A 25,647-nucleotide genomic window follows, 5' to 3' on the forward strand; every position below is an offset into this window, starting at 1 on the left:
GAGGGCAATCAGGCGTGAGATTCTTTAACGTCGCGGATGCGGTCCTGATACTCGCGCAGTTTCTGCGGCGTCATCATGCGACGTTGATCGTCGAGCACCACACCACCGACTTCATCGGCGATGTGCTGCGCAGACTGCAGCATCAGCTTAAAGTTTTGCAGCTCGTCCCCATAGGACGGCACCTGCATAAAGATAGTGACGCCAGGCGTGGTGAAATCACCGGTCATTTCAGGATCAAACGTCCCCGGATTCACCATATTGGCCAGACTGAACAGTGACGGGCCGCTACCATCTGGGCTCAGATGACGATGGAAAATATTCATATCGCCAAATTTAAAGCCTGCCTGCTGAATGCTGTTGAGCAGCACTTCACCATTGAGTTCACTGCCATGATGAGCTGCCACGTTCATAATAATGACAGTTTCTTTAGGCTGCGGTTTTTCCGCAACGGGCGCTGGCTCAACGACCGGCTCTGGCTGCGGTTTCTGCTCAACAACAGGCTCGGCTGGCTGGAAAGTCTGCGGTGCAGGCTGTGGCGCATGCTGCACTGGCTGCTGAACCTGCGGCGCGACAGGCTGCGGTTGCGGCACAGGCTGATGCTGTTGTACAGGCGGCTGCGCAGGCTGTACATGCGGCGGCGGTACCGGCACTTCAGCGGGTTGCTGTGCAGGTTGACGCGGCTGAGCAGACGCATAAGGCGGCTGGTACTGGTGCTGCGGCGGCTGAGGAGGAACACCATGTTCCTGCACGTTGCCGGGAGCATGATTCACACGATGCACGCGAACTTCACCCACGCCTTCGTCTTCCTCGACGTTGTCGTCGATAGAATCCTCGTCATCACGTTTAGACTTCATGCGTTTCAGTGGGCGATCGCGGAATATAGAAGACCGTTCTTTACGGCTAGTCCAGAAACCATGTACCAGTAAAGCGATTATGGCGATCGCGCCAACAATGATTAATATCAGACGCAAATCCTGCATCATTATATTCTCTGTTGTTCTAACACCTTGCCACCACGGCAAACATTTACTCACTAAGAGTATTTGCCGATTACGTCTAGTGCAAGTGTACTCTTGGCTTTCACAGCATAAAGATGAATAAAATCGTGCTTTTTGCTGTTTTTTCGAACATTTCTGAACAGCCTAAGGCCCAACAACCCGTTAAGATACGCAAAGTTGACCTGGACTTAGATTACAAGGAGCACGTCCCGACTATGGTTTCATCATCTGCAAGTGTACCACGCAGCGGTTTTTATTACTTTTCTCAGGGATGGAAGCTCGTCAGCCAGCCAGGGATCCGCCGCTTTGTTCTCCTGCCTTTACTGGTGAACATTTTATTGATGGGTGGCGCATTCTGGTGGTTATTTAGCCAGCTTGATAGCTGGATACCCGCGCTAATGAGTCATGTTCCCGACTGGTTACAGTGGCTCAGCTATTTACTGTGGCCCATTGTGACCCTTTCCGTTCTGTTGGTGTTTGGCTATTTTTTCTCTACGCTTGCCAACTGGATCGCCGCACCGTTTAACGGTTTACTGGCAGAACAACTGGAAGCTCGCCTGACTGGTGCAACGCCACCCGACACCGGCGTGCTCGGCATCATGAAAGATATTCCGCGTATCATGAAACGCGAATGGCAAAAGCTGGCCTGGTACCTTCCGCGCGCTGTCGTACTGCTGCTGCTCTATTTTATCCCCGGTATTGGACAAACCGTCGCGCCGGTACTGTGGTTCCTGTTCAGCGCGTGGATGCTGGCCATCCAGTATTGCGATTACCCGTTTGATAACCACAAGGTGCCGTTCAAAGAAATGCGTACCGCCCTGCGCACGCGCAAAGTCACCAATATGCAGTTTGGCGCGCTGACCAGCCTGTTCACCCTGATCCCGGTGCTCAACATGTTTATCATGCCAGTTGCCGTTTGCGGTGCCACCGCGATGTGGGTAGATTGCTATCGTGCTAAGCACGCGTTATGGAAGTAATGCAAAAATGTGTAAATGCGGGCCGTCTTATGCCCGCTCTTATTCCATACTGCAAGGCATTATTTCTCATCAGCATATAGATATGCGATTTCCTTACTTCCCCATACTTTCTCAACAGGTATGCTGATGCGGTATCCCAATTTCATACAGTTAAGGACAGGCCATGAGTAAGATTTTTGAAGACAACTCGCTGACTATCGGTCATACGCCGCTGGTTCGACTGAACCGTATCGGTAACGGACGCATTCTGGCGAAGGTAGAATCACGCAACCCGAGCTTTAGCGTTAAATGCCGTATCGGTGCCAATATGATTTGGGATGCCGAAAAACGTGGGGTGCTAAAACCGGGTATTGAACTGGTTGAACCGACCAGCGGCAACACCGGTATTGCGTTGGCCTACGTCGCCGCCGCACGTGGCTATAAGCTGACCCTGACGATGCCAGAAACTATGAGCATTGAGCGTCGTAAGCTACTGAAAGCGCTGGGTGCAAACCTGGTGCTGACCGAAGGCGCAAAAGGCATGAAGGGCGCAATTCAGAAAGCGGAAGAAATCGTAGCCAGCAATCCAGAAAAATTCCTGCTGCTTCAGCAGTTCAGCAACCCAGCCAACCCGGAAATCCATGAAAAAACCACCGGTCCGGAGATCTGGGAAGATACCGATGGTCAAGTGGATGTATTTATCTCCGGCGTTGGCACCGGCGGTACGCTGACCGGTGTCACTCGCTACATTAAAGGAACCAAAGGCAAAACGGATTTAATCACCGTTGCCGTTGAACCGACAGATTCTCCGGTCATCGCTCAGGCGCTGGCAGGAGAAGAACTCAAGCCAGGTCCGCACAAGATTCAGGGGATTGGCGCCGGTTTCATTCCGGGCAACCTCGACCTGAAGCTGATTGATAAAGTAGTCGCCATCACCAACGACGAAGCTATCTCCACCGCGCGTCGCTTGATGGAAGAAGAAGGTATTCTGGCAGGCATCTCTTCTGGGGCGGCGGTAGCTGCCGCACTTAAACTCCAGGAAGATGAAACCTTTACCAATAAGAATATAGTGGTTATTCTACCGTCATCGGGTGAGCGTTATCTGAGCACAGCATTGTTTGCCGATCTCTTTACTGAGAAAGAGCTGCAACAGTAGTGCCAGCATGTTAAAAACGCGTAAAAAAGCACCCTTTTGGGTGCTTTTTTGTGGCCTGCTTCAAACTTTCAACCCACCTGGCATTGATTCAACCCGCCGGAACTGGTATTTAACCAAACTAATTATTTTGATGCGCGAAATTAATCGTTACAGGAAAAGCGCTAGCTGAATCGATTTTATGATTTGGTTCAACTCTTCCTTTCGCGGCATAATGTTTAATGACGAAAGAAACGTCAGCGGCAAGAAGTTGCCCGCAACGGATTGCACCGAACTCCTTTTGTGTCGCGTCCAGTTTACGTCGACGCTAACAATACAGGCTAAAGTTGAACCGCCAGGCTAGACTTTAGTTCCACAACACTAAACCTATAAGTTGGGGAAATATAATGTTCCAGCAAGAAGTTACCATTACCGCTCCGAACGGTCTGCATACTCGCCCTGCTGCTCAGTTCGTTAAAGAAGCAAAAGGCTTTACGTCTGAAATTACTGTGACTTCCAACGGCAAAAGCGCTAGCGCCAAAAGCCTGTTTAAACTGCAGACTCTGGGCCTGACTCAGGGCACCGTTGTAACCCTCTCCGCAGAAGGCGAAGACGAGCAGAAAGCAGTTGAGCATCTGGTTAAACTGATGGCTGAACTCGAGTAAGTTCAACGAGTTCTTTTTAATATCAGTCACAAGTAAGGTAGGGTTATGATTTCAGGCATTTTAGCATCCCCGGGTATCGCTTTCGGCAAGGCACTACTGCTGAAAGAAGACGAAATCGTCATTGACCGGAAAAAAATTTCTGCCGACAAGGTTGATCAGGAAGTTGAACGTTTTCTGAGCGGTCGTGCCAAGGCATCTGCGCAACTGGAAGCGATCAAAACCAAAGCTGGTGAAACATTCGGTGAAGAAAAAGAAGCCATCTTTGAAGGGCATATCATGCTGCTCGAAGATGAGGAGCTGGAGCAGGAAATCATAGCCCTGATTAAAGATAAGCACATGACAGCTGATGCAGCTGCGCATGAAATTATCGAAGGTCAGGCCACCGCTCTGGAAGAGCTGGATGATGAATACCTGAAAGAACGTGCGGCTGACGTACGTGACATCGGTAAACGCCTGCTGCGTAACATCCTGGGTCTGGCAATTATCGATCTGAGCGCTATTCAGGACGAAGTTATCCTGGTTGCCGCCGATCTGACACCGTCAGAAACCGCACAGCTGAACCTGAATAAGGTGCTGGGTTTCATCACTGACGCGGGTGGACGTACTTCCCATACCTCAATCATGGCGCGTTCTCTGGAACTGCCTGCCATCGTGGGTACCGGTAGCGTCACCTCTCAGGTGAAAAACGACGACTATCTGATTCTGGATGCCGTAAACAATCTGGTTTACGTCAATCCAACCAACGATGTTATTGAGCAACTGCGTGCCGTTCAGGAGCAGGTTGCCTCCGAGAAAGCGGAACTCGCTAAGCTGAAAGATCTGCCAGCCATCACGCTGGATGGTCATCAGGTCGAAGTTTGCGCCAACATCGGTACCGTTCGTGATGTTGAAGGCGCTGAGCGTAATGGCGCTGAAGGCGTGGGCCTGTATCGTACCGAATTCCTGTTCATGGACCGTGACTCACTGCCAACTGAAGAAGAACAGTTTGCGGCGTATAAAGCCGTTGCAGAAGCCTGTGGCTCGCAGGCTGTCATCGTGCGTACTATGGACATCGGCGGCGACAAAGAGCTACCGTACATGAACTTCCCGAAAGAAGAGAACCCATTCCTGGGCTGGCGTGCTATTCGTATCGCATTGGACCGTAAAGAGATCCTGCGTGACCAGATTCGCGCCATCCTGCGTGCCTCTGCTTTCGGCAAACTGCGCATCATGTTCCCAATGATCATCTCTGTTGAAGAAGTACGCGCACTGCGCAAAGAGATCGAAATCTACAAACAGGAACTGCGCGACGAAGGCAAAGCATTTGACGAAACCATTGAGATTGGCGTGATGGTGGAAACACCGGCTGCGGCAACCATTGCACGTCATTTAGCCAAAGAAGTTGACTTCTTTAGTATCGGCACCAATGATTTAACGCAGTACACCCTGGCAGTTGACCGTGGTAATGATATGATTTCCCACCTTTACCAACCGATGTCGCCATCTGTTCTGACGCTGATCAAGCAAGTTATTGATGCTTCTCATGCTGAAGGCAAATGGACCGGCATGTGTGGTGAGCTTGCAGGCGACGAACGTGCTACACTTCTGTTGCTGGGGATGGGTCTGGACGAATTCTCTATGAGCGCCATTTCTATCCCGCGCATTAAGAAGATTATCCGTAACACGAACTTCGAAGATGCGAAGGTGTTAGCAGAGCAGGCTCTTGCTCAACCGACAACGGACGAGTTAATGACGCTGGTTAACAAGTTCATTGAAGAAAAAACAATCTGCTAATCCACGAGATGCGGCCCAATTTACTGCTTAGGAGAAGATCATGGGTTTGTTCGATAAACTGAAATCTCTGGTTTCTGATGATAAGAAAGACACCGGAACTATTGAGATTATAGCTCCGCTCTCTGGCGAGATCGTCAACATCGAAGACGTGCCGGATGTAGTTTTTGCTGAAAAAATCGTTGGTGATGGCATCGCTATCAAACCAACCGGTAACAAAATGGTTGCCCCTGTAGACGGCACCATCGGCAAAATCTTTGAAACCAACCATGCGTTCTCTATCGAATCTGATAGCGGCATTGAGCTGTTCGTTCACTTCGGTATTGATACCGTTGAACTGAAAGGCGAAGGCTTCAAGCGTATCGCTGAAGAAGGTCAACGCGTTAAAGTGGGCGACCCGGTTATTGAATTCGATCTGCCGCTGCTGGAAGAAAAAGCCAAGTCTACCCTGACTCCGGTTGTTATTTCCAACATGGACGAAATCAAAGAACTGATCAAACTGTCCGGTAGCGTGACCGTGGGTGAAACCCCGGTTATCCGCATCAAGAAGTAATTCTTGCCGCAGTGAAGAATGGCGCCTGATGGCGCCATTTTTTTTATACACATCATCCTTCAGATTGCCTCTGTCGCTCACCCCAGTCACGTACTCATTACGCTCCCGGGGATTCACTCTTTTGCCGCCTCGATGCAACCTGAATGATTTTTTGTAGTTCGGAAAAGCGTTAAATTTGCGAGGTCATCGGGCGGTAACACGCCTCGCGCATCAGGATTTTCATCCCTTCTGGCCCGCTTTCCAGCATCCGCCTTTCTGAATCCGCCACCAGCAGCTCACAGTCATACCCGCCGGCGATACCAAACATCGCGCGCGCGACGCAGATATCTTCCAGCGCCTCGGTGCCGCTGGTATCGAAATGCCCAACTAAACGTCCATGCTGGCGAACCACCAGCCGATAACTCTTCATCGCGCCTCCCCTGCCGGTGGCAGAATTAACTCATCACACCCGCACAGGTGCGTCCAGGTCATCACTTCCAGCACGCGCTGTGCAGCATCATGTGTGGCGGTGGTAAGAGGTTTCCCCGCAACGATACCGCTTATCAGTTCGGCACAAAATAGATCGCCTGTTCCCTTAAGGTCCGTTTTCACCCGCGGATGGGCTAACACCTCAACCGTTTCAGCCGTCACCACCGCCACGTTGATGACCTCCTCGACATCACCCGGTGCGCTGGTGATTACCACCCATTTTAGCGTGTCGGTGAGCAGGGATTTTGCCGCCAGAATCGCCTCATCAAGCGTGCGACACGGTTTTCCACTCAGCATTTGCAATTCAAACACGTTCGGCGTCACGCCCTGCGCCAGCGGAAGCAGGTGCTCACGGTACGCCTGTGGGATTTCAGCCTTCACATACATCCCGCTATCGATATCGCCAATCACCGGATCGACCAGAATGCACAGTTGCGGATGCGAGACGCGAACGGTTTCCAGCCACCGTGCGAGCAGCGCTATCTGCTCTGCGCTCCCCATATAGCCGGTCGTCACCGCCTTGAGTTCGCGCAAAGCATCACGCTCATGTAAAGCAGTGAGATAACCGTTAAACCAGTCGCCAGGGATAATCCCACCATAAAAGGTCTCATAATGTGGGGTGTTACTGAACAGCACCGTCGGTACCGCCGTCACCCGTAACCCGTGCGCTTTAAGGGCCGGTACGGCAATACTGTTGCCTACGCTGCCATACACCACCTGTGACTGGACGGCGACGATATCGGTTTGTAACGCCCGATGCTTGTCGTCGAAGAGCACTGACTGTATTTCACTCTCCTGCTCCATAAACCTCTCCTCTCGCTGGACAGCGGGCTGATGCCTCACTATTATCGTCATATGCTAAAATTCATTTTGTCATAGGTCAATAATGATCGACGGAAAAACCGCTAACGAAATATTTGACAGTATTCGTCAACATGTCGCTACAGGCACGCTCGAGCCAGGAGACATACTGCCGCCAGTCAGGGAACTGGCAACAGCATTAAACGTCAACCGCAATACTGTCGCGGCGGCTTATAAACGCCTGGTCACTACCGGACTGGCACTTAGCCAGGGGCGTAACGGCACGGTGATCAAGGGTGTATCTTCGCCCGTCGCGCTGGAAGGGGGTAATCCGGATACACCGCTAACCGACCTTTCCGGCGGGAATCCTGCTCCTCATCGACTGCCCAATCTGAGCCGTTATTTCGCACAAATAAATAAGAATCCACGCTTGTATGGCGATGCGGTCGTCTCCCCCGGTCTTAACGCATGGGCAACGCAATGGATGCAGGATACCCTACCCGGCGAGGGTGAAATTGATATTACCAGCGGTGCCATTGATGCCATCGAACGACTACTGTGCGCCCATTTGCTGCCGGGTGATAGCGTCGCCGTCGAAGATCCTTGTTTTTTAAGCAGTATCAATATGCTGCGTTATGCAGGGTACTCAGCAAGCCCGGTCAGCGTGGACAGCGAAGGTATGCAGCCTGACAGGCTGGAACTGGCGCTACAGAAAGGGGCACGGGCGGTGATCCTGACCCCGCGCGCGCACAACCCAACCGGCTGTAGCCTGAGCGCTACCCGCGCCGCCCGGTTGCAGGAAATTCTGGCTCGCTACCCACAAACCCTGGTGGTTATCGACGATCACTTTGCCCTGCTGTCTGCTTCTCCATGGCATCCGGTGATTGCAGCACAAACAAAGCACTGGGCCATTGTCCGTTCAATGTCGAAAACATTAGGGCCGGATTTACGCCTTGCCATCGTCGCCAGCGATCCCGATACCTCTGCGAAACTGCGTCTGCGACTCAACTCTGGCAGTCAGTGGGTCAGCCATTTGCTGCAGGATTTGGCCTGCGCCTGTCTGCAAGATGAGGACTATCAGCGCACGCTGGTGCAGACTCAGCAGTTTTACGTCGCGCAGCAACAAAAACTCACTCATGCCCTTCAGCAACAGGGGATTGAGCTTGCCGCAAGCGATGGTTTGAATCTGTGGCTACCGCTGCAAACCCACAGCCAGTCGCTCGCTTTTGCGCTGGCGAAGGCTGGCTGGCTGGTACGTGAAGGTGAAGTATTTGGCGTCGATGCGCCGTCACACGGCCTGCGCATTACGCTGTCAACATTAGACGACCACAACATAATTAAGCTAGCGGCTGATATTCATCAGGCGCTGAAGCGCTAACCGGAGAGAATACATGCGAGTTCATTTTGTTATTCATGAGTCATTTGAATCAGCTGGCGCATATCTGCCATGGGCCGACGAACGCGGTTACGCCATCAGCTGGTCGCGCGTCTACGCCGGAGAGTCCGTTCCCGCAAATGCGGATGGTTTCGATATGCTGGTCGTTTTTGGCGGCCCGCAGTCACCGCGCACCACGCTTGCTGAGTGCCCATATTTTGACTCTCAGGCCGAACAGCACCTGATTAACCAGTCAATTGCTGCGCGTAAGATTGTGGTCGGTATTTGTCTCGGTTCGCAGCTGATCGGTGAGGCTCTGGGGGCGAAAGTGTGTCAAAGTCCGGAAAAAGAGATTGGCCATTACCCCATCACGCTAACCGAAGCAGGTAAAGCGCATCCGCTGATCGCCCACCTCGGTTCACCGATGGTTGTCGGGCACTGGCATAACGATATGCCGGGGTTAACCGAGCAGGCCACGGTTCTTGCCACCAGCGAGGGCTGCCCGCGACAAATTGTGCAGTACGGGAATTTTGTCTATGGTTTCCAGTGTCATATGGAGTTCACCGCCGAAGCGGTTGAAGGGCTGATCAAGCACTCTGAACAAGAACTTTCCGAAGCCAAAGGTAAACCGTTTATTCGCTCCGTTACGGAGATGCGTGAATGGAACTACCAGCAGATGAACGAGAAACTGTGGCAGTTCCTTGATCTGCTGGTAGAGAAACATCGCAGATAGTGTGCAGAGATGCCTGATGAATTACGCTGTTCAGGCATCTCTGCATAGAGTACTTAAATCCCTAATCCCTGGTTGAAGTGCTCTTCACCGAACACGCCTGTCGAGAGATAGCGATCGCCGCGATCGCAGATGATCGCTACCACAACCGCACCAGGGTTCTGCTCTGCAATACGGCGTGCACCTGCTACCGCCCCACCGGAACTCACCCCACAGAAAATACCTTCACGAACTGCCAGCTCACGCATGGTTTTCTCGGCATCGTTCTGATGAATATCCAGTACCTCATCCACCAGCGAAGCGTTAAAAATCCCCGGCATATACTCCACAGGCCAGCGGCGAATCCCCGGAATACTGCTGCCCTCTTCCGGCTGCAGACCAACAATAGTCACCACATTGTCCTGCTCGCGCAGAAAACGCGACACGCCGGTAATGGTGCCGGTGGTGCCCATACTGGAAACAAAATGAGTGATACGGCCTGAGGTTTGTTGCCAGATTTCCGGCCCGGTGGTGGTGTAATGCGCATACGGGTTATCAGGGTTGTTAAACTGATCGAGCAGCGTACCTTCACCGCGCTGGGCCATCTCCAGGGCTAAGTCACGCGCCCCTTCCATGCCCTGCTCTTTGCTAACCAGAATCAGCTCAGCACCGTAGGCACGCATCGCAGCACGACGCTCCTGGCTCATGTTGTCCGGCATCAACAGCTTCATGCGATAGCCTTTCAGCGCGGCAATCATCGCCAGCGCAATCCCGGTATTGCCGCTGGTCGCCTCGATCAGTACATCACCAGGCTTAATTTCTCCACGTTTTTCCGCTTCGACAATCATCGATAACGCGGCGCGGTCTTTCACCGACCCTGCCGGGTTATTGCCTTCCAGCTTAACCCAAATTTCACTGCCGTTATCCGGCGCCAGGCGCTGCAGTTTGACCAGAGGCGTATTGCCTATTGTTTGTTCTAATGTGTTCACGTTTTCTGCTCAATAAAATGCCGGGTGGCGCTGCGCTTACCCGGCCTACAGGTCATGATTTAGCCCGTAGGCCCGGTAAGCGTAGCGCCACCGGGCGATAACTATGCAAATTAACCTATCAGGCGGATTGTGCCAGAGCAAGCTCGGTTTCACGCGTTTCAATGCGCTGTTCACCGTTATACAGACGCGCATTTTGCAGTCCCACAAACAGACGTTCACCGCGGCTTGGGGGGTTATCGCCCTGCATCACCACCGTCAGCGGCTCGTTATACCACCCCAGTGGTTGGACAACTAATTGGGTGTAGTGACCTTTTGGACTGGCTTCCAGCACCTGTACCGGCAGCGGCGAATCGAGGCTGGTACGGCGACTTACATCGACCTCCCACGGACGCAGGAACAGATCGACCGGCCCCTGATACGCGGGCGTATACCCCAGCGGCCAGCGATGTGCGCCAACATGGAACTGCCCACCGCGTACGGTGCCCTGCAGGCGGTTCACTTCGCCCATAAACTCCAGCACAAAACGGGTAGCCGGTTCGCGCCAAACCTGATCCGGCGCATCGGCCTGCTCGATATGACCCTGGCTCATCACCACCACGCGATCCGCCACTTCCGTCGCTTCTTCCTGATCGTGGGTAACGAACACGCTGGTAAATTTCAGTTCTTCGTGCAGCTGACGCAGCCAGCGACGCAGTTCTTTACGCACCTGGGCGTCAAGCGCACCAAACGGTTCATCGAGCAGAAGGATCTGCGGCTCTACCGCCAGCGCTCGCGCCAGCGCCACGCGCTGCTTTTGGCCGCCGGAAAGCTGCGCCGGGAAGCGCTCTGCCAGATGGGCCAGTTGTACCATTTCCAGCAGTTTGGTGACTTTTGCTTTGATCGCCGCCGCGTTCGGACGCTCGCGACGTGGCAGTACCGTCAGACCAAAGGCGATATTGTCGAAAACGGTCATATGACGAAACAGCGCATAGTGCTGGAACACGAATCCCACTTTACGGTCACGCGCATGTAAACGGCTGACGTCCGTACCGTGAAAGCGAATGTGCCCACTAGACTGATGCTCCAGCCCGGCAATAATGCGCAGCAGCGTGGTTTTGCCCGAACCGGACGGCCCCAGCAGCGCGACCATCTGACCTGAAGGAATATCCAGTGAGATATCGTTCAGCACCTGGGTGCGACCAAAAGACTTCTTAATATTGGCAATCTCAATGCTCATGATTTTCCTCCTGCTGCGCGCGTTTTTCCTGGTTCTCCAGACGCCATTGCAACATGCTCTTCAAAAACAGGGTAACAATCGCCATCAGCGTTAATAACGCCGCAGCGGTAAAGGAGCCGACGGTGTTGTAGTCCTGCTCCAGTAATTCAATCTGCAAAGGCAGAGACAGCGTTTCGCCGCGAATCGAGCCGGACACCACCGACACCGCGCCAAACTCGCCAATCGCGCGGGCGTTGGTCAGCACCACGCCGTACAGTAGCGCCCAGCGAATGTTTGGCAACGTCACGCGGCGAAACATCTGCCAGCCGGATGCGCCGAGTAAAATAGCCGCCTCGTCTTCATTGCTGCCCTGGCTCAACATTACCGGCACCAGCTCTCGCACCACAAACGGGCAGGTCACGAACACTGTCACCAACACCATTCCCGGCCAGGCGAACATCACCTGCAGGTTGTGCTCATCCAGCCAGCCACCGAGCGGGCCGTTGGAGCCGTAAAACAGCAGATAGACCAGACCGGCAACCACTGGTGACACGGCAAACGGAATATCCAGCAACGTCAGCAACAACTGGCGGCCGGGGAAGTTAAAGCGGGTGACTAACCATGCCAGCAGCACACCAAACACCAGATTCACCGGTACCGCAATCAGCGCAATCAGCACTGTGAGCCAGATAGCGTGCAGCATGTCAGGGTCGGCCAGGTTCTGTAATACCGGCATTAATCCCTTGCTGAACGCCTGCACGAAGATATAAATCATCGGCACCAGCAAAATAAACGCGGAGACCAGCATACCGGTGCCGATCAGAAACCATTTCCCCCAGTTGATGCGGGGCACGCCATAGCGTTTCAATTGGGTAATCTCTGCCATCAGTGACCTACCACACGTCGACCAAAGCGACTCTGCAGGGTGTTAATCGAAAACAGCAGCAACAGCGATGCCCCGAGGATCACCGACGCAATCGCGCTGGCGGCCGGATAGTCAAACTCCTGCAGGCGAACAAAAATCATCAGCGAGGTAACTTCCGTTTTCCAGGCAATATTCCCGGCGATGAAGATAACCGCACCAAACTCCCCCAGGCTGCGGGTGAACGAGAGCGCGATACCCGCGATTAGCGCCGGAGACAGCTCTGGCAGTACCACTTTACGAAAACTCTGCAACCGCGTGGCGCCGAGCGTCTCTGCCGCCTCTTCATACTCCGGGCCTAACTCTTCCAGCACCGGTTGTACGGTGCGCACCACGAAAGGAATACTGGTAAAGGCCATGGCGACCGCAATACCGAGCCAGGTGTAGGTTACTTTAATATCCAGCTTCGCCAGCCACTCGCCGTAGAAACCGTTAACCGAAAACAGCGAGGCCAGCGTCAGGCCCGCCACCGCCGTGGGTAGCGCAAACGGCAGATCCATTAACGCATCCAGCAACGTGCGACCAGGAAAGCGATAGCGGGTTAAGATCCACGCCATCAGCAGGCCAAACACGCCGTTAAAAATCGAGGCCACAAACGCGGACAGCAGCGTGACCTTATAAGCCGCAACCACCTGCGGATTGGTAATCACTTCCCAGTACTGCGCCCAGCTCATTTGCGCCAACTGCATCACCAGCGCACTGAGCGGCAGCAGCAATATCAGGCAGACAAACAGTAAGCTGGTGCCCAGGCTTAAGGTAAAGCCGGGCAGCACGCGTCGGGAGGAAACAGCAAACATTTACTTACGCCCCGCCGCCAACAGTTTGTCCAGCTCACCGCCGCTGACAAAGTGCGTTTTCATCACTTCAGGCCACGCGCCAAACTGTTCTTCTACGCGGAACAACTCGGTCTGCGGGAATTTATCTTTCAGCTTGTCCATCACCTGCGGGTTATTCACCCGGTAGTAGTAATCCGTGATGATGGTCTGCGCCTGCGGGCTGTACAGCCAGTTCAGGTAGGCTTTCGCCGCTTTCTCGGTGCCGTTGGCCTGCACGTTTTTATCGACCCACGCTACAGGGAATTCGGCGAGAATATTGGTCTTAGGAATAACGACCTCGAAACCCTGCGCTTCATACTGCTTACGAATATTGTTCACTTCTGATTCGAAGCTGATCAACACATCGCCCAGCCCGCGTTCCGCAAAGGTGGTGGTAGCACCGCGACCGCCGGTATCAAAGACTTCAACATTTTTCAGGAACTGAGTCATGAATTGTTCAGTTTTGGCTTTATCGCCGCCGTCCGCTTTTGCCGCCGCGCCCCACGCCGCCAGATAGGTATAGCGCGCGTTACCGGAGGTTTTCGGGTTCGGGAAAATCAGTTTGACGTCAGAACGCACCAGATCATTCCAGTCATGGATATTTTTCGGGTTCCCCTTACGCACCAGGAAGCCCATTGTGGAATAGAACGGCGAACTGTTATTCGGTAGACGGCTTTGCCAGTCGGCGGGGAGAAGTTTGCCTTTGTCATGCAGGATCTGCACATCAGTAACCTGGTTATAGGTCACGACATCGGCTTTCAGCCCCTGCAGAATCGCCAGCGCCTGTTTTGATGACCCGGCATGAGATTGTTTAATCGTCAGCTTGTCACCGCCATTATCCTGCGCCCATTGCTGTTCAAACGACGGGTTAAGGGCGGCAAACAGCTCGCGAGACACATCGTAGGAACTGTTCAGCAGTTCCGTTGCCTGCGCCTGACCAACCAGCAGCAGCGCCGCCAGCGTCAGGGTTCTTTTTTTCAGTAAGTTAACGGCCATTGCGCACCCTTATAAATTTAATGACTTTCTTATGGCCATCATATTTATAACGGGAGTAAAAGGAGTAACGGTTTTATATACCGTTTGATGATTTGAAAGTTGAAAAGAGAATAAGAGCTTATCCCAGTAGGTGTAATTGTTGCAGGCAGTTTGGACACGAACAGCGCGGAAAAACCGGAGCGTATATGAAGTTCGTGAGGATTTTGAGCACTGCCCAGGGCCAAACTGGCAAATAAAATAGCCTAATGGGATAGCTCTAAGGGGTAACTCCTCCCCTATTCGCGGGGAGGAGACAGGCATCACTCAGACGCCGACGCTAACGCTTTCTGGCAGGGTACTGCCGCCATCAATCACGTTTTGCGTGCCGGTTAAGTAGCTGGACTCATCAGACGCCAGAAACGCCGCCAGTTCACCGACTTCAAGTGGACACGCCAGGCGACGCAGCGGAATGGCTTTCGCCATTTCAGTTAACACCGATTCAGGGTCGTCCGGGTTAGACTGACGCGCGATGTTTTCCGCCATAGGCGTACGCACGTAGCCGGGGCAAATCGCATTAACGCGGATGCCGGATTGCGCGTATTCTACCGCCAGAGATTTGGTCAAGCCGATAATCGCGGCTTTCGACAGCGCATAGGCCGTTTCGCCCGGGTCGGCCACCATATCGCCGGTTACGGATGACATCATCACGATGCGCCCATCCTTGCGAGCAATCATCTCCGGCAGAACGGCTTTCGTCACGTTCCAGACGCCTTTGATGTTGATATCAATATGGAAGTCGCGATCTTCATCGCTCATTTCAAGGAAGCTGCCGAGACGACACACACCCGCATTGTTGACCAGAATATCGATTTTTCCCTCGATCTCCCTGGCACGTTTTACCGCCGCTGTGACAGATGCGAAATCTCTGACGTCCGCATGAACCGCCGTACAGCGGTGACCGCGTCCAGCAAGTTCATCGGCCAGTTTTTCAATCTCATCGGAGATATCCAGCAAGATAAGATTCGCACCGTGGCGGGCAAACGTTCTGGCAATCCCTTCGCCAATACCCTGAGATGCGCCCGTAATCAATGCTGTTTTGCCCGTGAGTTTTCCCATTTCAATATTCTCCTTTTGAATATGAAGCATCCGCTTCATTCACGCAAAAGATACAGCAATAACAAATCAGTGCTGAGGAACAGCTCACTAATTTGGTAAATCCTCGGTGATAGCACTAGCTGCGATCTAAACGATTAATCAGCTCGCTACTGCGTTCAATCATACGCAGCGATTCCACATCATTCAATTGCACCATACCGACAAAGAGCAGGTCCGTTACCGAGTTCTGTGCGGTTCGGGTGGACATAGACGAACTGCGCCATTCGGTCTCACCCGATACCGTATCCAGCGTGTAATCGGCCAGTCGCCTCAGCGGAGAATCAGCCAACGAGGTGATCGCAATAACCGTCGCCCCCTGCTTACGCGCAGCTTCAGCGCAAAGCACAATCTCTTTTTTCGAGCCACTGTAAGAAATGGCGATTTGCACGTCGCCTTTGCGCAATGCCTGGGCAATTGTCGCCTGAACATGAGTATCGACCTCACAGGCAACGCGGCAGCCAATTTTCATCAGCTTAAAGGATAAATCACGCCCGACCAGCGCCGATCCCCCAACCCCGGTAATCTGAACTAGTTGGGCCTGGCTGATAAGGTTAATTACCTGTTTCAGACGTTCGAAATCCATCAGGCTACAGGTCTCTTCAAGGGCAACTATTTTCTCCCTGTTCAGCTTACGGGCCATCACCTCCAGACTGTCTTCACTGGTAATCGTGCTATGCAGATGCAGGGCCTTGTCATGTTTCTTTTCCCTATTGGCGCTGTACTCCTCAATAAGCGCCATTCTGAGTTCAGTGAACCCATTCGCACCAAGCTTTTGGGCAAATTTCACGATACTCGACTGACTGACTTCCAGCTGTTTCGCCATATTACGAGAGGAAACGGTTTTCAGCTCGCTAACATGAGCTAAAAGGAAATTGGATATTTTTCTTTCGTTTTCTGTTAGTTCGCCTTCAGCATTGCGCATTTTTGCCAGATAAAACATGCCCTTTTAACTCCCATAATCATGGAATCATTAATTCCAGCGCCGTATTCGCAGGATAACACATCGCTGGCGAGAGTTTGATAGTCCTCACATTATTTGTATTATGATTCAATGATTCCATTTACATTAAAAGCAAAGAATATATGATTCCTTTTGTTTTTCTATGGCAATAAAAAACAACATACTGAAAAGGATAATCATAATGAAACTTACTTTGAAATCTCTGACAGCCCTGACTTTACTTGTAACCGGGTATAGCCATGCCGCCGTGATCTACCAGGCCAATGACGGATCGAATATCGATCTCTATGGGCGTCTGGGATTCAACATTTCAGATAAAAAATCAGGAGATACATCGGGTGATTTTGACGCCCGTATCGGCTTTTCCGCGCGTCAGGCAATCAATGACAAGCTGGCTGTGATTGGTTTTACTCAGTACCAGGTCAATGCAGCAGAGTATGCGAACAACATCAGTGCAGAGGATCCGGATGATTTCACAGCACGTTATGTATGGGCTGGAATTGATTTTGCAGAATACGGCAAAATAACCGGTGGTCGCGTCTCATCCGGATTGATAATGTTCACAGATATCGGTGATGTGTTCGCCAGTTCCGATGTCGCAATGGCGCGACAGGCCAACTTTGTTGACCCGACAGCAGTACAGGTTTTCCGTCAGGACGGTACGATTCAGTATCAGAACACTTTCGGAAATTTTGATTTCTCTACTGCCTATATTCTGGGTAATAACACCTCCGATCTGGATTATGGCTATAACGCCGCGCTTCGCTATACGCTCGATATGGGCGATTTTGGACGTCTCCAGCCAGTGATAGCAGGTCAGGCGGAGAAAGCCAGCCACGACGAAACCTCCATGCAGTCAGATGATAACGCCGACAAGTACGCTTTTTATGGCATCGGTACCCGCTACTACCTGGGTGATTTCATGTTCGGTCTGCTCTTTGCTCAGGATAAAGTCACTTATCTTGACGGCTCTCCTGACAGTACCGATAAGGATTACGAAGCGACACTGGTCTGGAATGTCAGTCCGGACTGGGCCTTACGTACCGGTTATCGTCATCTTAAAAATGAGGATGGTGACGGATTAAAACTTCGCGACACCACCTTCGAAGCCCAGTACAAACTCACCGTACGCAGTTCCGTGTTTGCGTCCTACTCCTGGCGTAATGGTGAAGAAGGGAAAAAACGTACAAACGGTAATGACGTCTCCTTCGGCGGCAGCAACCCGGCAGATGACTATTTCCATCTTGGCTTACGTTATGAATTCTGATTCCCCTTTACCGCGAGCGTTAAAAATGAAGAAATATATTTTGTCCGCGGCTGCATTATTGTTTTGCAGCCAGGCGCCTGCCGCGCCACACCTGTTTATTGGGGATAATGTCAGTGTACTGGCCGCCCGCTCAGCTAAAGTCAGCATTTTTAGTAAAGATGTGGCGCTAACTGATGGCACGCAAAAAATGGTGGTGAAATTCGACAGTCCAGCCAATCCGGAATCGGTAAACAACAACCGGGGCAGGGTCACGTCTAATCCGTATATCGTCTCGTTCAACGCTTCCGGTAATGTCGATATTCAGCTATCCGCAGGCAAACCACTAGATGAAAAAGAAGCAAGCATGATGGCGCAAAAGCCGGTATTCACGCTGACTGCTGCCGGAAAACCTGTGCCGTTTGACATCAAAGTTCTCGATCGTGACAGCATCACTGTCTTTACCGACCTCAGCGCCATCGTCAACAACGACGTGACAATGATACCCTCACCGGCACGGGCCACCTCCCCTGCTGCGGCATCCTTCTCTTCACAGGATCAACTCTCTCAGTTGCAGCAACTGTATCTGAAAGCTGACGATTCCCAGAAAAAAGCATTCCTTAAATGGGCGCTAAACCTGTAAGGCGATAAGTAATATGCAACTCGAAAAAATGATTACCGAAAGCGTTAACCCCGCGTCTCTGGAAATTGACCGGGTTTCCACCCTTACGATGTGCCGCATCATCAATGATGAAGATAAAACTGTTCCGCTCGCCGTAGAGCAAGTTCTGCCTGATATTGCTGCGGCTATCGATGCTATTTATGCCCAGGTCAGCGCGGGCGGACGACTGATTTATACTGGCGCCGGAACGTCCGGTCGCCTGGGTGTTCTTGACGCCAGCGAGTGTCCCCCCACCTATGGCGTAGCGCCCGGGCTGGTGATTGGTTTGATCGCCGGTGGCGATCAGGCGCTTCAGCATGCCATTGAAGGCGCTGAAGACGATGGCGAGCTTGGGGTCAACGACCTAAAAACCATCGCATTAAGTGAAAAAGATGTCGTGGTCGGTATCGCGGCCAGCGGTCGTACGCCGTATGTTATTGCCGGGCTGGACTATGCACGCACACTCGGTTGTCGGACAATAGGCATCTCCTGCAATTCTGGAAGCGCAGTCTCAGAGGCGGCAGAGATTGCCATCACCCCGGTTGTCGGCGCTGAGGTGGTAAGTGGATCCTCTCGCATGAAGGCAGGCACGGCCCAGAAACTGGTTCTCAACATGCTCTCTACTGGCCTGATGATCAAATCCGGAAAAGTGTTTGGCAACTTGATGGTAGACGTTGTCTCCACGAATCAAAAACTTAACCTGCGTCAGGTCAATATTGTGAAAGATGCAACAGGTTGCAGCGGACAGCAGGCTGAAGCCGCACTGCTCGCCTGTGGCCGTCACTGTAAAACCGCGATCGTCATGCTACTGAAAAATCTCAACGCAACGGAAGCCAATCTGCGTCTTGAGCAACATGGCGGTTTCATTCGCCAGGTACTGGAAGAGGAATAAAGCAAATGGCAAAAGAAATCAGTAATGATCTCCTGAACGCCATTATTACCCAGGTCGGCGGCCCGGGTAATATTGCCACCTGCGGGAACTGCATGACGCGTTTACGCCTGGCGGTGCATGACAGCAATCAGGTCGATCCGGCAATCAAGACCCTTGAAGGTGTGAAAGGTGTCGTGCTTTCCGCAAATCAGGTGCAGGTTATTTTTGGCCCCGGTAAAGCACAGCGGGCAGCAGACGCCATGAATGCGCTGTTGGCTGATAGCAACGAGACCGTCATGCAAGCGGCAGACATTGCCGCCAAAACCAAAAGCCAACTAAAAGCGAAGCAAACCTCAGGTATTCAACAATTTCTGTCGAAATTCGCCACCATTTTTACCCCGTTAATTCCGGGTTTTATCGCCGCCGGACTGCTGTTAGGCATTGCCACGCTCCTTGGAACGGTCATGCATGTCCCGGCCGATGCGCAAGGTATGCTTCCCGACGCGCTTAACTTTATGAAAGTGTTCAGTAAGGGACTATTCACTTTCCTCGTCATTCTGATTGGTTATAACGCCGCCCAGGCTTTCGGTGGCACAGGCGTTAACGGGGCTATCATCGCCTCATTGTTCCTGCTGGGTTACAACCCCGCAGCCACCACAGGTTATTTCTCCGGTATTCAGGATTTCTTTGGCATGCCGATCGACCCGCGCGGCAACATTATCGGCGTGCTGATCGCCGCCTGGGCAAGCGCGCGTATCGAAGGTCTTATTCGCCGATTTATGCCTGACGATCTGGATATGCTGCTAACCTCGATGTTAACTCTGCTGGTTACCGCCACGCTGGCCTATTTGATCATTATGCCGTTGGGCGGCTGGCTGTTTGAAGGCATGTCCTGGCTCTTTATCCACCTCAACAGCAACCCGCTGGGCTGCGCCGTTCTGGCCGGTCTATTTCTGGTTTCAGTGGTTTTCGGCGTGCACCAGGGATTCATTCCCGTCTATCTGGCATTGATGAGCAGCCAGGGATTCAATAGCCTGTTCCCGATCCTGTCGATGGCTGGCGCAGGCCAGGTCGGCGCGGCATTGGCGCTCTATTGGCGGGCTGAAAAACACAGCGCGTTACGCAGCCAGGTTCGTGGGGCGATCATTCCCGGCTTGTTGGGCGTCGGCGAACCGCTGATTTACGGTGTTACGCTACCGCGAATGAAGCCGTTTATCACCGCTTGCCTCGGCGGTGCTGCAGGAGGGCTTTTCATCGGACTGGTGGCCTGGACAGGTCTTCCGATGGGATTAAACAGCGCCTTTGGCCCATCCGGTCTGGTTGCACTGCCGTTAATGACGTCTGCACAAGGTATTCTGCCTGCCATGGCGGTGTATGCAGGGGGCATGCTGATTTCATATCTTGGCGGGTTTGTTTTCACTGTTCTCTTTGGCTGCCGTAACGTGAATCTGGACTGATATCATGAAGAGAAGATTATGCTTTGCTTCCCTGTTGGCTCTTAGCTTAACCGCCAACGCCGCACCATTTCCCGTATTAACCGAAATGTCCCCGGAAAATGCAGGATTTAATATTACACGACTTAATCAGCTTGATAACTGGATAGCGCAGCAGGTCAATGACGGATACCCCAGCGTTAACCTGCTGATCGTTAAAGACAATCATATTGTTTACCGTAAGGCATGGGGTTACGCGAAGAAATACGATGGCAGCACCCTAATGACCCAGCCAGTCAAGGCCACGACGGACACCTTGTACGATCTGGCGTCAAACACAAAAATGTACGCCACAAATTTTGCGCTACAAAAACTGATGTCTGAGGGGAAATTACGGCCGGACGATCTTATATCAAAGTATATTCCTGGTTTTGGCGATCGTCCGGAGGATGCCATTAAAGGGAAAAGTACGCTGAGAATTTCGGATCTCTTGCATCATGTCGGTGGCTTCCCGGCCGATCCGCAATACCCGAACAAAGACGTCGCTGGCAAATTGTATTCCCAGGACAAGGCCACCACGCTTGAGATGATTAAACGCACGCCGCTGGAATATCGTCCAGGCACCAAACATATCTACAGCGATGTGGATTATATGTTGCTTGGGTTTATCGTGGAGTCCATCACCAATGAGCCGCTCGATCGTTATGTCGAACAGACAATCTATCGCCCACTCGGTTTAACGCATACCGTCTTTAACCCGCTACAGAAAGGATTCAACCAGCAGCAGATCGCCGCAACAGAGCTGAACGGCAATACCCGGGATGGCGTGATCCATTTTCCAAATATCCGTACCACTACATTATGGGGTCAGGTGCATGATGAAAAAGCGTTCTACTCGATGGGCGGTGTTTCCGGGCATGCGGGGTTGTTTTCAAACACAGGCGATATTGCGGTATTGATGCAAACAATGCTGAATGGCGGAGGATACGGCAACGTGACGCTGTTTGATCCGCACACGGTAAAAACGTTCACCCGGGGTTCAGAGGAAGATGCTACTTTTGGCCTTGGCTGGCGGGTTAACGGCAATGCCTCCATGACGCCGACATTCGGCACACTGGCCAGTTCGCAGGCTTATGGCCACACCGGATGGACTGGGACGCTGACCGTTATCGATCCGGTTAATCGGATGGCGATTGTCATGCTGAGCAATAAACCGCACTCGCCAGTTGCCGATCCGCACAAGAACCCGAACATGTTTAACAGTGGCTTGATGCCGATTGCGACCTACGGCTGGGTGGTTGATCAGATTTATGCGGCGTTAAAACACGAGTAACGGAGAAAGCGGGACTGCCGGGGGCACTTTACTTAGCCGACCTACAAAAAGTCTTTGTAGGCCGGATAAGACAAAGCCGTCATCCGGCAAAAAATCACAGCGCCATTAAGCGGTCCAGAGACGGCGCAAAATAATAGCCCCCAGTCACTGGCTTGGTGAAACGCAGCATCGCATCACGTTTACCGTCGGTATCGCCGAACATGCTCAGCAACTGCTGCTCAATATTGTACAGGCGTGCGCAGTAAGCGCAGAAATACAGACCGTGTGTACCACTGGCGGTACCGTATGGCAGGCTCTGACGAACAATTTTCAGGCCTTTGCCGTCTTCTTTCAGATCCACGCGACTCAGGTGAGAGGTGGCTGGGCGATCGTCACCGTCGATCTCTTCGTTAGCCTCTTTGGTGCGACCAATCATCATTTCCTGATCGTGGATGCTCATGCGATTCAACTGCTTCAGGTTGTGCTCCCAGCGCTGCACGAACACATAGCTGCCACCCGCATCCACGCCGTCTTTGATGACCGCAACATCACGACGCGTCTCTTCCCCGGCCGGATTTTCCGTGCCGTCAACGAAACCGCTCAGGTCGCGTTCTTCCACCCAACGGAAGCCGTGGATCTCTTCTTTCACGTCGATGCAGTCACCGAAGGCTTCCATGGCCGCCTGCGCAACGGAGAAATTCACGTCATGACGCAGAGAAAGAATGTGGATCAGCACGTCATACTGCGTTGCCGGCGCCAGACCTTTACCGTAAGGGATAAAGTCTTTTAACTCTTCAGCCCCTACGCCACCGCTCAGTGTACGCCAGGTTTTGTTGCCGAAAGCCACAACTGCGCCCAGATGGGCATCCGGGAATTTCGCTTCAAAGGTCGCTAGCTTATCAGCGAACGTTTTGCTGGCTGCACGCAAAGCCTCAACGTCGCCTTTTACATTGGCTTCAATCCAAATCGCCGCACGGCAATGTTCTGGCAAAATGCCACTCTGAACCTGAGACATTGTTCCTCCTGAAAAAAAGATGCCACGACCTCGTGGCATTGATGGGCGTTATTCTACCTGTTTTTTTAGTCTGTCGATTTGTTCAGACGCAAATTAACGCCGCCAGATAATTTTGCTCACTTTCCAGTCTTTCAGCGTATCGTCAGAAGGCATTATGCCTTCAGGACCGCTCCACTCGCCGGAAAAAATGTAGCTAATATGCTGACTTCCCTCAGCTTTACACTCAACACCTGCGCTGTCATCGCCGGTCGCTTTCTGGCAATTACCGAACGCTTTGGTGTAAAGGTCACTAAACGGTGTACCGATTTCTGCACCGGATGCTGACGAAATATCGCTGTCCAGTACATCAATACGGCTGATGGTTCCCTGGTCACCATTGATAACCATCGCCAACTTGTCATCTTTCATCGCTTCAAAAAAGCGTACCACATTGCCGTTATCTGTCTTCATCCCGCTGCGCAGGCGATAATCCCCGTCCAACGCATCGGCAATGGCTTTCTCATCCAGCGGCGTTGCGGCGGTGAGTTGTCCCACGCCCTGCTCGGTGACTTCCGTGGAAGAACCAAACCAGTTCCACGGATTTGCGGCGGACCAGTTCACCGACGAGAGCGTCGAGCAGCCGGTCAGCACCAGCGGCATCGCGCATAACATCAAACGCAGCGATTTCATCTCACATCCTTTCTTTATTAATTAACGTTGCTTGGAGTCTGACTTCATAAAAAAGTGCCGTTATTCTTTTTCGATACTAAAACAGGCTCGTAAACGCGGATTTGTCAGTAGCCAGACCAGGGCGACAACATCTGCCACCAGCAGCGCCAGACCAACGCCATTGACCGGATCGCCACCCAACCACAGCAACGGCTGCCAGCAGAGCAGAGCCAGCTGAGCCAGGATCAACAATCCGCGCAGCCAGCGCCATAGAGCTGGAAAGGCAAAGCGTCTCCCGCTGAGTAAAAACGCCAACACCGCCGGAACACCGGGGAGCAATCCCAGCCAGAACGCATCGTGATCGGGGTAAAACAAATTCAGTAAAGAGTTGCCTTGTTCGCGTGAAGATCCCGCGATCACAAACAACACCCAAGTACGCGCCTGAAGCAATAGCACGCACCAGAACAAAACAGGCAGGCGTAAACGACCGTGTGCGTCATAGTCGGCGGGATGAAACTCAGTACTCTTCATCTTCAATCAAGCGCTTGCCCAGGTTGAGTACGTCAGCATGTTCATACCCCAGACGCTCATACATGCCCAGCACAACGTCGTTGTCGTCACGCACCATAATTTGAATCTTCGGACATCCGCGGGCAATGAGCTTTTTCTCCAGCCGGTTGAGCAGCGCATTAGCAATGCCACGACCGCGAAACTCAGGGTGTACACCGAGATAATACGCGGATCCGCGATGACCATCGTAACCCCCCATCACCGTGCCCACTACCTCACCGTTCACCTCGGCGACCAGGAACAATCTGACGTCATGATTCACTTTGCGCTCAATGTCCATTTCCGGATCGTTCCATGGACGCAGCAGGTCGCAGCGCTCCCAGAGGGTGATGACCTCTTCGAAATCTTCCTGGCGAAATACGCGTATCTCCATGGTATTGAGACCCTTTTTAGCCCTAAAAATAGTGATTATGGCGCGAACAACTGATTTAGCCAATATCTGACGCGAAGCGGCGGAAAAAATGGCATAATACGCAACTGTCACGTATTGAAATGAAAAGTAAAACAATTCTTATCCCGATCCGTCGCAACGGACTACGCGATACGATATAACATCTGGAACTTATTTATTACAACTCAGGCCGTATGAGCACTTTTAAACCCCTAAAAACTCTCACATCGCGCCGCCAGGTGCTGAAAGCCGGGCTGGCTGCCCTGACGCTGTCAGGTATGTCGCCAGCCATCGCTAAAGAAGAGGCGCTAAAAACCAGCAATGGTCACAGTAAACCGAAAGCGAAAAAATCAGGCGCGAAACGCGTTGTGGTACTCGATCCGGGTCACGGTGGCATTGATACCGGGGCGATTGGTCGCAACGGTTCGAAGGAAAAACACGTGGTGCTGGCGATTGCCAAAAACGTGCGGTCCATCCTGCGTAGCCAGGGGATCGATGCCCGGCTAACCCGCTCCGGCGATACCTTTATTCCGCTGTATGACCGCGTCGAGATAGCCCACAAGCACGGCGCCGATCTGTTTATGTCCATCCACGCCGACGGTTTTACTAACCCCAGCGCGGCGGGCGCGTCGGTCTTTGCTCTGTCTAATCGTGGCGCCAGTAGCGCCATGGCAAAGTATTTGTCCGATCGTGAAAACCGCGCGGATGAAGTCGCAGGGAAAAAGGCCACCGACAAAGATCATTTGCTACAGCAGGTGCTGTTCGATTTGGTTCAGACCGATACCATAAAAAACAGCCTGACCTTAGGGTCGCATATTCTGAAGAAGATTAAGCCGGTACACCGTCTGCACAGCCGCAGTACAGAACAAGCCGCCTTCGTGGTACTAAAATCGCCGTCCATTCCTTCGGTGCTGGTAGAAACCTCATTTATTACCAACCCGGAAGAAGAACGCCTGCTGGGCACCACCGCATTTCGGCAGAAAATTGCCACCGCCATCGCCAATGGCGTTATCAGCTATTTCCACTGGTTTGATAACCAGAAAGCTCACTCGAAGAAACGTTAA

General features: G+C 52.4%; 27 protein-coding genes. 13 read left to right on the forward strand and 14 right to left on the reverse strand.

The genetic code is table 11. From position 1 onward, the window contains the following. Window positions 1–8 precede the first annotated feature (8 nt). Window positions 9–983, reverse strand: coding sequence for a cell division protein ZipA (gene zipA / locus IMQ48_RS13565; RefSeq protein WP_196209449.1), 975 nt, complete (start codon window positions 981–983; stop codon window positions 9–11). A 230-nt stretch (window positions 984–1,213) separates the two neighbouring features. On the opposite strand from zipA, the gene cysZ reads away from it, so the two are divergent. The 5 genes from cysZ (at window position 1,214) to crr (ending at window position 6,074) form a co-directional block, all read left to right on the forward strand. Then, window positions 1,214–1,975 (forward strand): sulfate transporter CysZ, encoded by a 762-nt coding sequence (gene cysZ / locus IMQ48_RS13570; protein WP_196209450.1) that lies wholly within the window; start codon window positions 1,214–1,216, stop codon window positions 1,973–1,975. Between the two features lie 163 nt (window positions 1,976–2,138). After that, the gene (cysK, locus tag IMQ48_RS13575) at window positions 2,139–3,110 is read left to right on the forward strand and encodes a cysteine synthase A (RefSeq protein WP_196209451.1); all 972 of its coding nucleotides are present in this window, start codon (window positions 2,139–2,141) and stop codon (window positions 3,108–3,110) included. A gap of 383 nt (window positions 3,111–3,493) precedes the next feature. Next, window positions 3,494–3,751: a phosphocarrier protein Hpr gene (gene ptsH / locus IMQ48_RS13580; protein ID WP_002913505.1), complete on the forward strand. Its 258-nt coding sequence runs from the start codon at window positions 3,494–3,496 to the stop codon at window positions 3,749–3,751. 45 nt (window positions 3,752–3,796) lie between these two features. Further along, entirely contained in the window at window positions 3,797–5,524 is a 1,728-nt protein-coding gene (gene ptsI / locus IMQ48_RS13585; RefSeq protein ID WP_196209452.1) for a phosphoenolpyruvate-protein phosphotransferase PtsI, read from the forward strand. Between the two features lie 40 nt (window positions 5,525–5,564). After that, window positions 5,565–6,074, forward strand: coding sequence for a PTS glucose transporter subunit IIA (crr, locus tag IMQ48_RS13590; RefSeq protein ID WP_008803873.1), 510 nt, complete (start codon window positions 5,565–5,567; stop codon window positions 6,072–6,074). 169 nt (window positions 6,075–6,243) lie between these two features. On the opposite strand, the gene IMQ48_RS13595 is transcribed toward crr, so the two are convergent. Both IMQ48_RS13595 and pdxK read right to left on the reverse strand, forming a co-directional pair. After that, the gene (locus IMQ48_RS13595; RefSeq protein WP_096756253.1) at window positions 6,244–6,483 is read right to left on the reverse strand and encodes a cytoplasmic protein; all 240 of its coding nucleotides are present in this window, start codon (window positions 6,481–6,483) and stop codon (window positions 6,244–6,246) included. Further along, on the reverse strand, window positions 6,480–7,346 hold the full coding sequence (gene pdxK, locus IMQ48_RS13600) for a pyridoxine/pyridoxal/pyridoxamine kinase (protein WP_196209453.1): 867 nt from the start codon (window positions 7,344–7,346) through the stop codon (window positions 6,480–6,482). Before pdxK ends, IMQ48_RS13595 begins: the two co-directional genes overlap by 4 nt. 82 nt (window positions 7,347–7,428) lie before the next feature. Here pdxK and ptsJ point away from each other — a divergent pair, with 82 nt between their 5' ends. Together ptsJ and IMQ48_RS13610 are read left to right on the forward strand one after the other, a co-directional pair. After that, window positions 7,429–8,721 (forward strand): transcriptional regulator PtsJ, encoded by a 1,293-nt coding sequence (gene ptsJ / locus IMQ48_RS13605; RefSeq protein ID WP_196209454.1) that lies wholly within the window; start codon window positions 7,429–7,431, stop codon window positions 8,719–8,721. A gap of 13 nt (window positions 8,722–8,734) precedes the next feature. Next, a complete protein-coding gene (locus IMQ48_RS13610) occupies window positions 8,735–9,451 on the forward strand; it encodes a type 1 glutamine amidotransferase (RefSeq protein WP_196209455.1) in 717 nt (238 codons plus the stop codon). A gap of 53 nt (window positions 9,452–9,504) precedes the next feature. Here the strand turns inward: IMQ48_RS13610 and cysM are convergent, their stop codons facing one another. The 7 genes from cysM to murR all read right to left on the reverse strand — a co-directional run bounded on the left by cysM (window position 9,505) and on the right by murR (window position 16,418). Then, window positions 9,505–10,416, reverse strand: a complete 912-nt coding sequence (cysM, locus tag IMQ48_RS13615) for a cysteine synthase CysM (protein ID WP_196209456.1) — start codon at window positions 10,414–10,416, stop codon at window positions 9,505–9,507. A gap of 118 nt (window positions 10,417–10,534) precedes the next feature. Continuing rightward, entirely contained in the window at window positions 10,535–11,632 is a 1,098-nt protein-coding gene (gene cysA / locus IMQ48_RS13620) for a sulfate/thiosulfate ABC transporter ATP-binding protein CysA (protein WP_196209457.1), read from the reverse strand. Then, window positions 11,622–12,497: a sulfate/thiosulfate ABC transporter permease CysW gene (gene cysW / locus IMQ48_RS13625; RefSeq protein ID WP_196209458.1), complete on the reverse strand. Its 876-nt coding sequence runs from the start codon at window positions 12,495–12,497 to the stop codon at window positions 11,622–11,624. Before cysW ends, cysA begins: the two co-directional genes overlap by 11 nt. Beyond that, window positions 12,497–13,330 carry a sulfate/thiosulfate ABC transporter permease CysT gene (gene cysT / locus IMQ48_RS13630; RefSeq protein ID WP_196209459.1) on the reverse strand — a complete coding sequence of 278 codons (834 nt, stop codon included), beginning with the start codon at window positions 13,328–13,330 and terminating at the stop codon, window positions 12,497–12,499. Before cysT ends, cysW begins: the two co-directional genes overlap by 1 nt. Next, entirely contained in the window at window positions 13,331–14,344 is a 1,014-nt protein-coding gene (cysP, locus tag IMQ48_RS13635) for a thiosulfate/sulfate ABC transporter substrate-binding protein CysP (RefSeq protein ID WP_196209460.1), read from the reverse strand. Window positions 14,345–14,647: 303 nt separating this feature from the next. Then, complete coding sequence (ucpA, locus tag IMQ48_RS13640; protein ID WP_196209461.1) at window positions 14,648–15,439, reverse strand: SDR family oxidoreductase UcpA; 792 nt, start codon at window positions 15,437–15,439, stop codon at window positions 14,648–14,650. 115 nt (window positions 15,440–15,554) lie between these two features. Continuing rightward, window positions 15,555–16,418: an HTH-type transcriptional regulator MurR gene (murR, locus tag IMQ48_RS13645; RefSeq protein ID WP_196209462.1), complete on the reverse strand. Its 864-nt coding sequence runs from the start codon at window positions 16,416–16,418 to the stop codon at window positions 15,555–15,557. A gap of 202 nt (window positions 16,419–16,620) precedes the next feature. Between murR and IMQ48_RS13650 the strand changes: the two genes are divergently transcribed. From IMQ48_RS13650 to pbp4b, 5 genes are read left to right on the forward strand one after another with little or no spacing between them, the layout of a single operon-like run. Beyond that, the gene (locus tag IMQ48_RS13650; protein WP_196209463.1) at window positions 16,621–17,706 is read left to right on the forward strand and encodes a porin; all 1,086 of its coding nucleotides are present in this window, start codon (window positions 16,621–16,623) and stop codon (window positions 17,704–17,706) included. A 25-nt stretch (window positions 17,707–17,731) separates the two neighbouring features. Then, window positions 17,732–18,325: a DUF2057 family protein gene (locus IMQ48_RS13655; RefSeq protein ID WP_196209464.1), complete on the forward strand. Its 594-nt coding sequence runs from the start codon at window positions 17,732–17,734 to the stop codon at window positions 18,323–18,325. Window positions 18,326–18,338: 13 nt separating this feature from the next. Continuing rightward, entirely contained in the window at window positions 18,339–19,235 is an 897-nt protein-coding gene (gene murQ, locus IMQ48_RS13660) for an N-acetylmuramic acid 6-phosphate etherase (protein WP_196209465.1), read from the forward strand. Between the two features lie 5 nt (window positions 19,236–19,240). Next, window positions 19,241–20,671 (forward strand): PTS N-acetylmuramic acid transporter subunit IIBC, encoded by a 1,431-nt coding sequence (gene murP, locus IMQ48_RS13665; RefSeq protein WP_196209466.1) that lies wholly within the window; start codon window positions 19,241–19,243, stop codon window positions 20,669–20,671. A gap of 4 nt (window positions 20,672–20,675) precedes the next feature. After that, the gene (gene pbp4b, locus IMQ48_RS13670) at window positions 20,676–21,980 is read left to right on the forward strand and encodes a penicillin binding protein PBP4B (protein ID WP_196209467.1); all 1,305 of its coding nucleotides are present in this window, start codon (window positions 20,676–20,678) and stop codon (window positions 21,978–21,980) included. A gap of 94 nt (window positions 21,981–22,074) precedes the next feature. Here pbp4b and yfeX read toward each other — a convergent pair whose 3' ends face one another. The 4 genes from yfeX to IMQ48_RS13690 all read right to left on the reverse strand — a co-directional run bounded on the left by yfeX (window position 22,075) and on the right by IMQ48_RS13690 (window position 24,565). After that, window positions 22,075–22,974, reverse strand: a complete 900-nt coding sequence (gene yfeX, locus IMQ48_RS13675; RefSeq protein ID WP_196209468.1) for a porphyrinogen peroxidase — start codon at window positions 22,972–22,974, stop codon at window positions 22,075–22,077. A gap of 93 nt (window positions 22,975–23,067) precedes the next feature. Then, window positions 23,068–23,643: an RpoE-regulated lipoprotein gene (locus tag IMQ48_RS13680; protein WP_196209469.1), complete on the reverse strand. Its 576-nt coding sequence runs from the start codon at window positions 23,641–23,643 to the stop codon at window positions 23,068–23,070. A 60-nt stretch (window positions 23,644–23,703) separates the two neighbouring features. Further along, complete coding sequence (locus IMQ48_RS13685; RefSeq protein WP_196209470.1) at window positions 23,704–24,153, reverse strand: DUF2919 domain-containing protein; 450 nt, start codon at window positions 24,151–24,153, stop codon at window positions 23,704–23,706. Beyond that, window positions 24,140–24,565, reverse strand: coding sequence for a GNAT family acetyltransferase (locus tag IMQ48_RS13690; RefSeq protein WP_196209471.1), 426 nt, complete (start codon window positions 24,563–24,565; stop codon window positions 24,140–24,142). Before IMQ48_RS13690 ends, IMQ48_RS13685 begins: the two co-directional genes overlap by 14 nt. A gap of 212 nt (window positions 24,566–24,777) precedes the next feature. Between IMQ48_RS13690 and amiA the strand changes: the two genes are divergently transcribed. After that, complete coding sequence (gene amiA, locus IMQ48_RS13695) at window positions 24,778–25,647, forward strand: N-acetylmuramoyl-L-alanine amidase AmiA (protein WP_117343548.1); 870 nt, start codon at window positions 24,778–24,780, stop codon at window positions 25,645–25,647.

The organism is Citrobacter sp. Res13-Sevr-PEB04-36 (assembly GCF_015672735.1).
In the GTDB taxonomy this organism is placed as follows: Bacteria; Pseudomonadota; Gammaproteobacteria; order Enterobacterales; family Enterobacteriaceae; genus Citrobacter.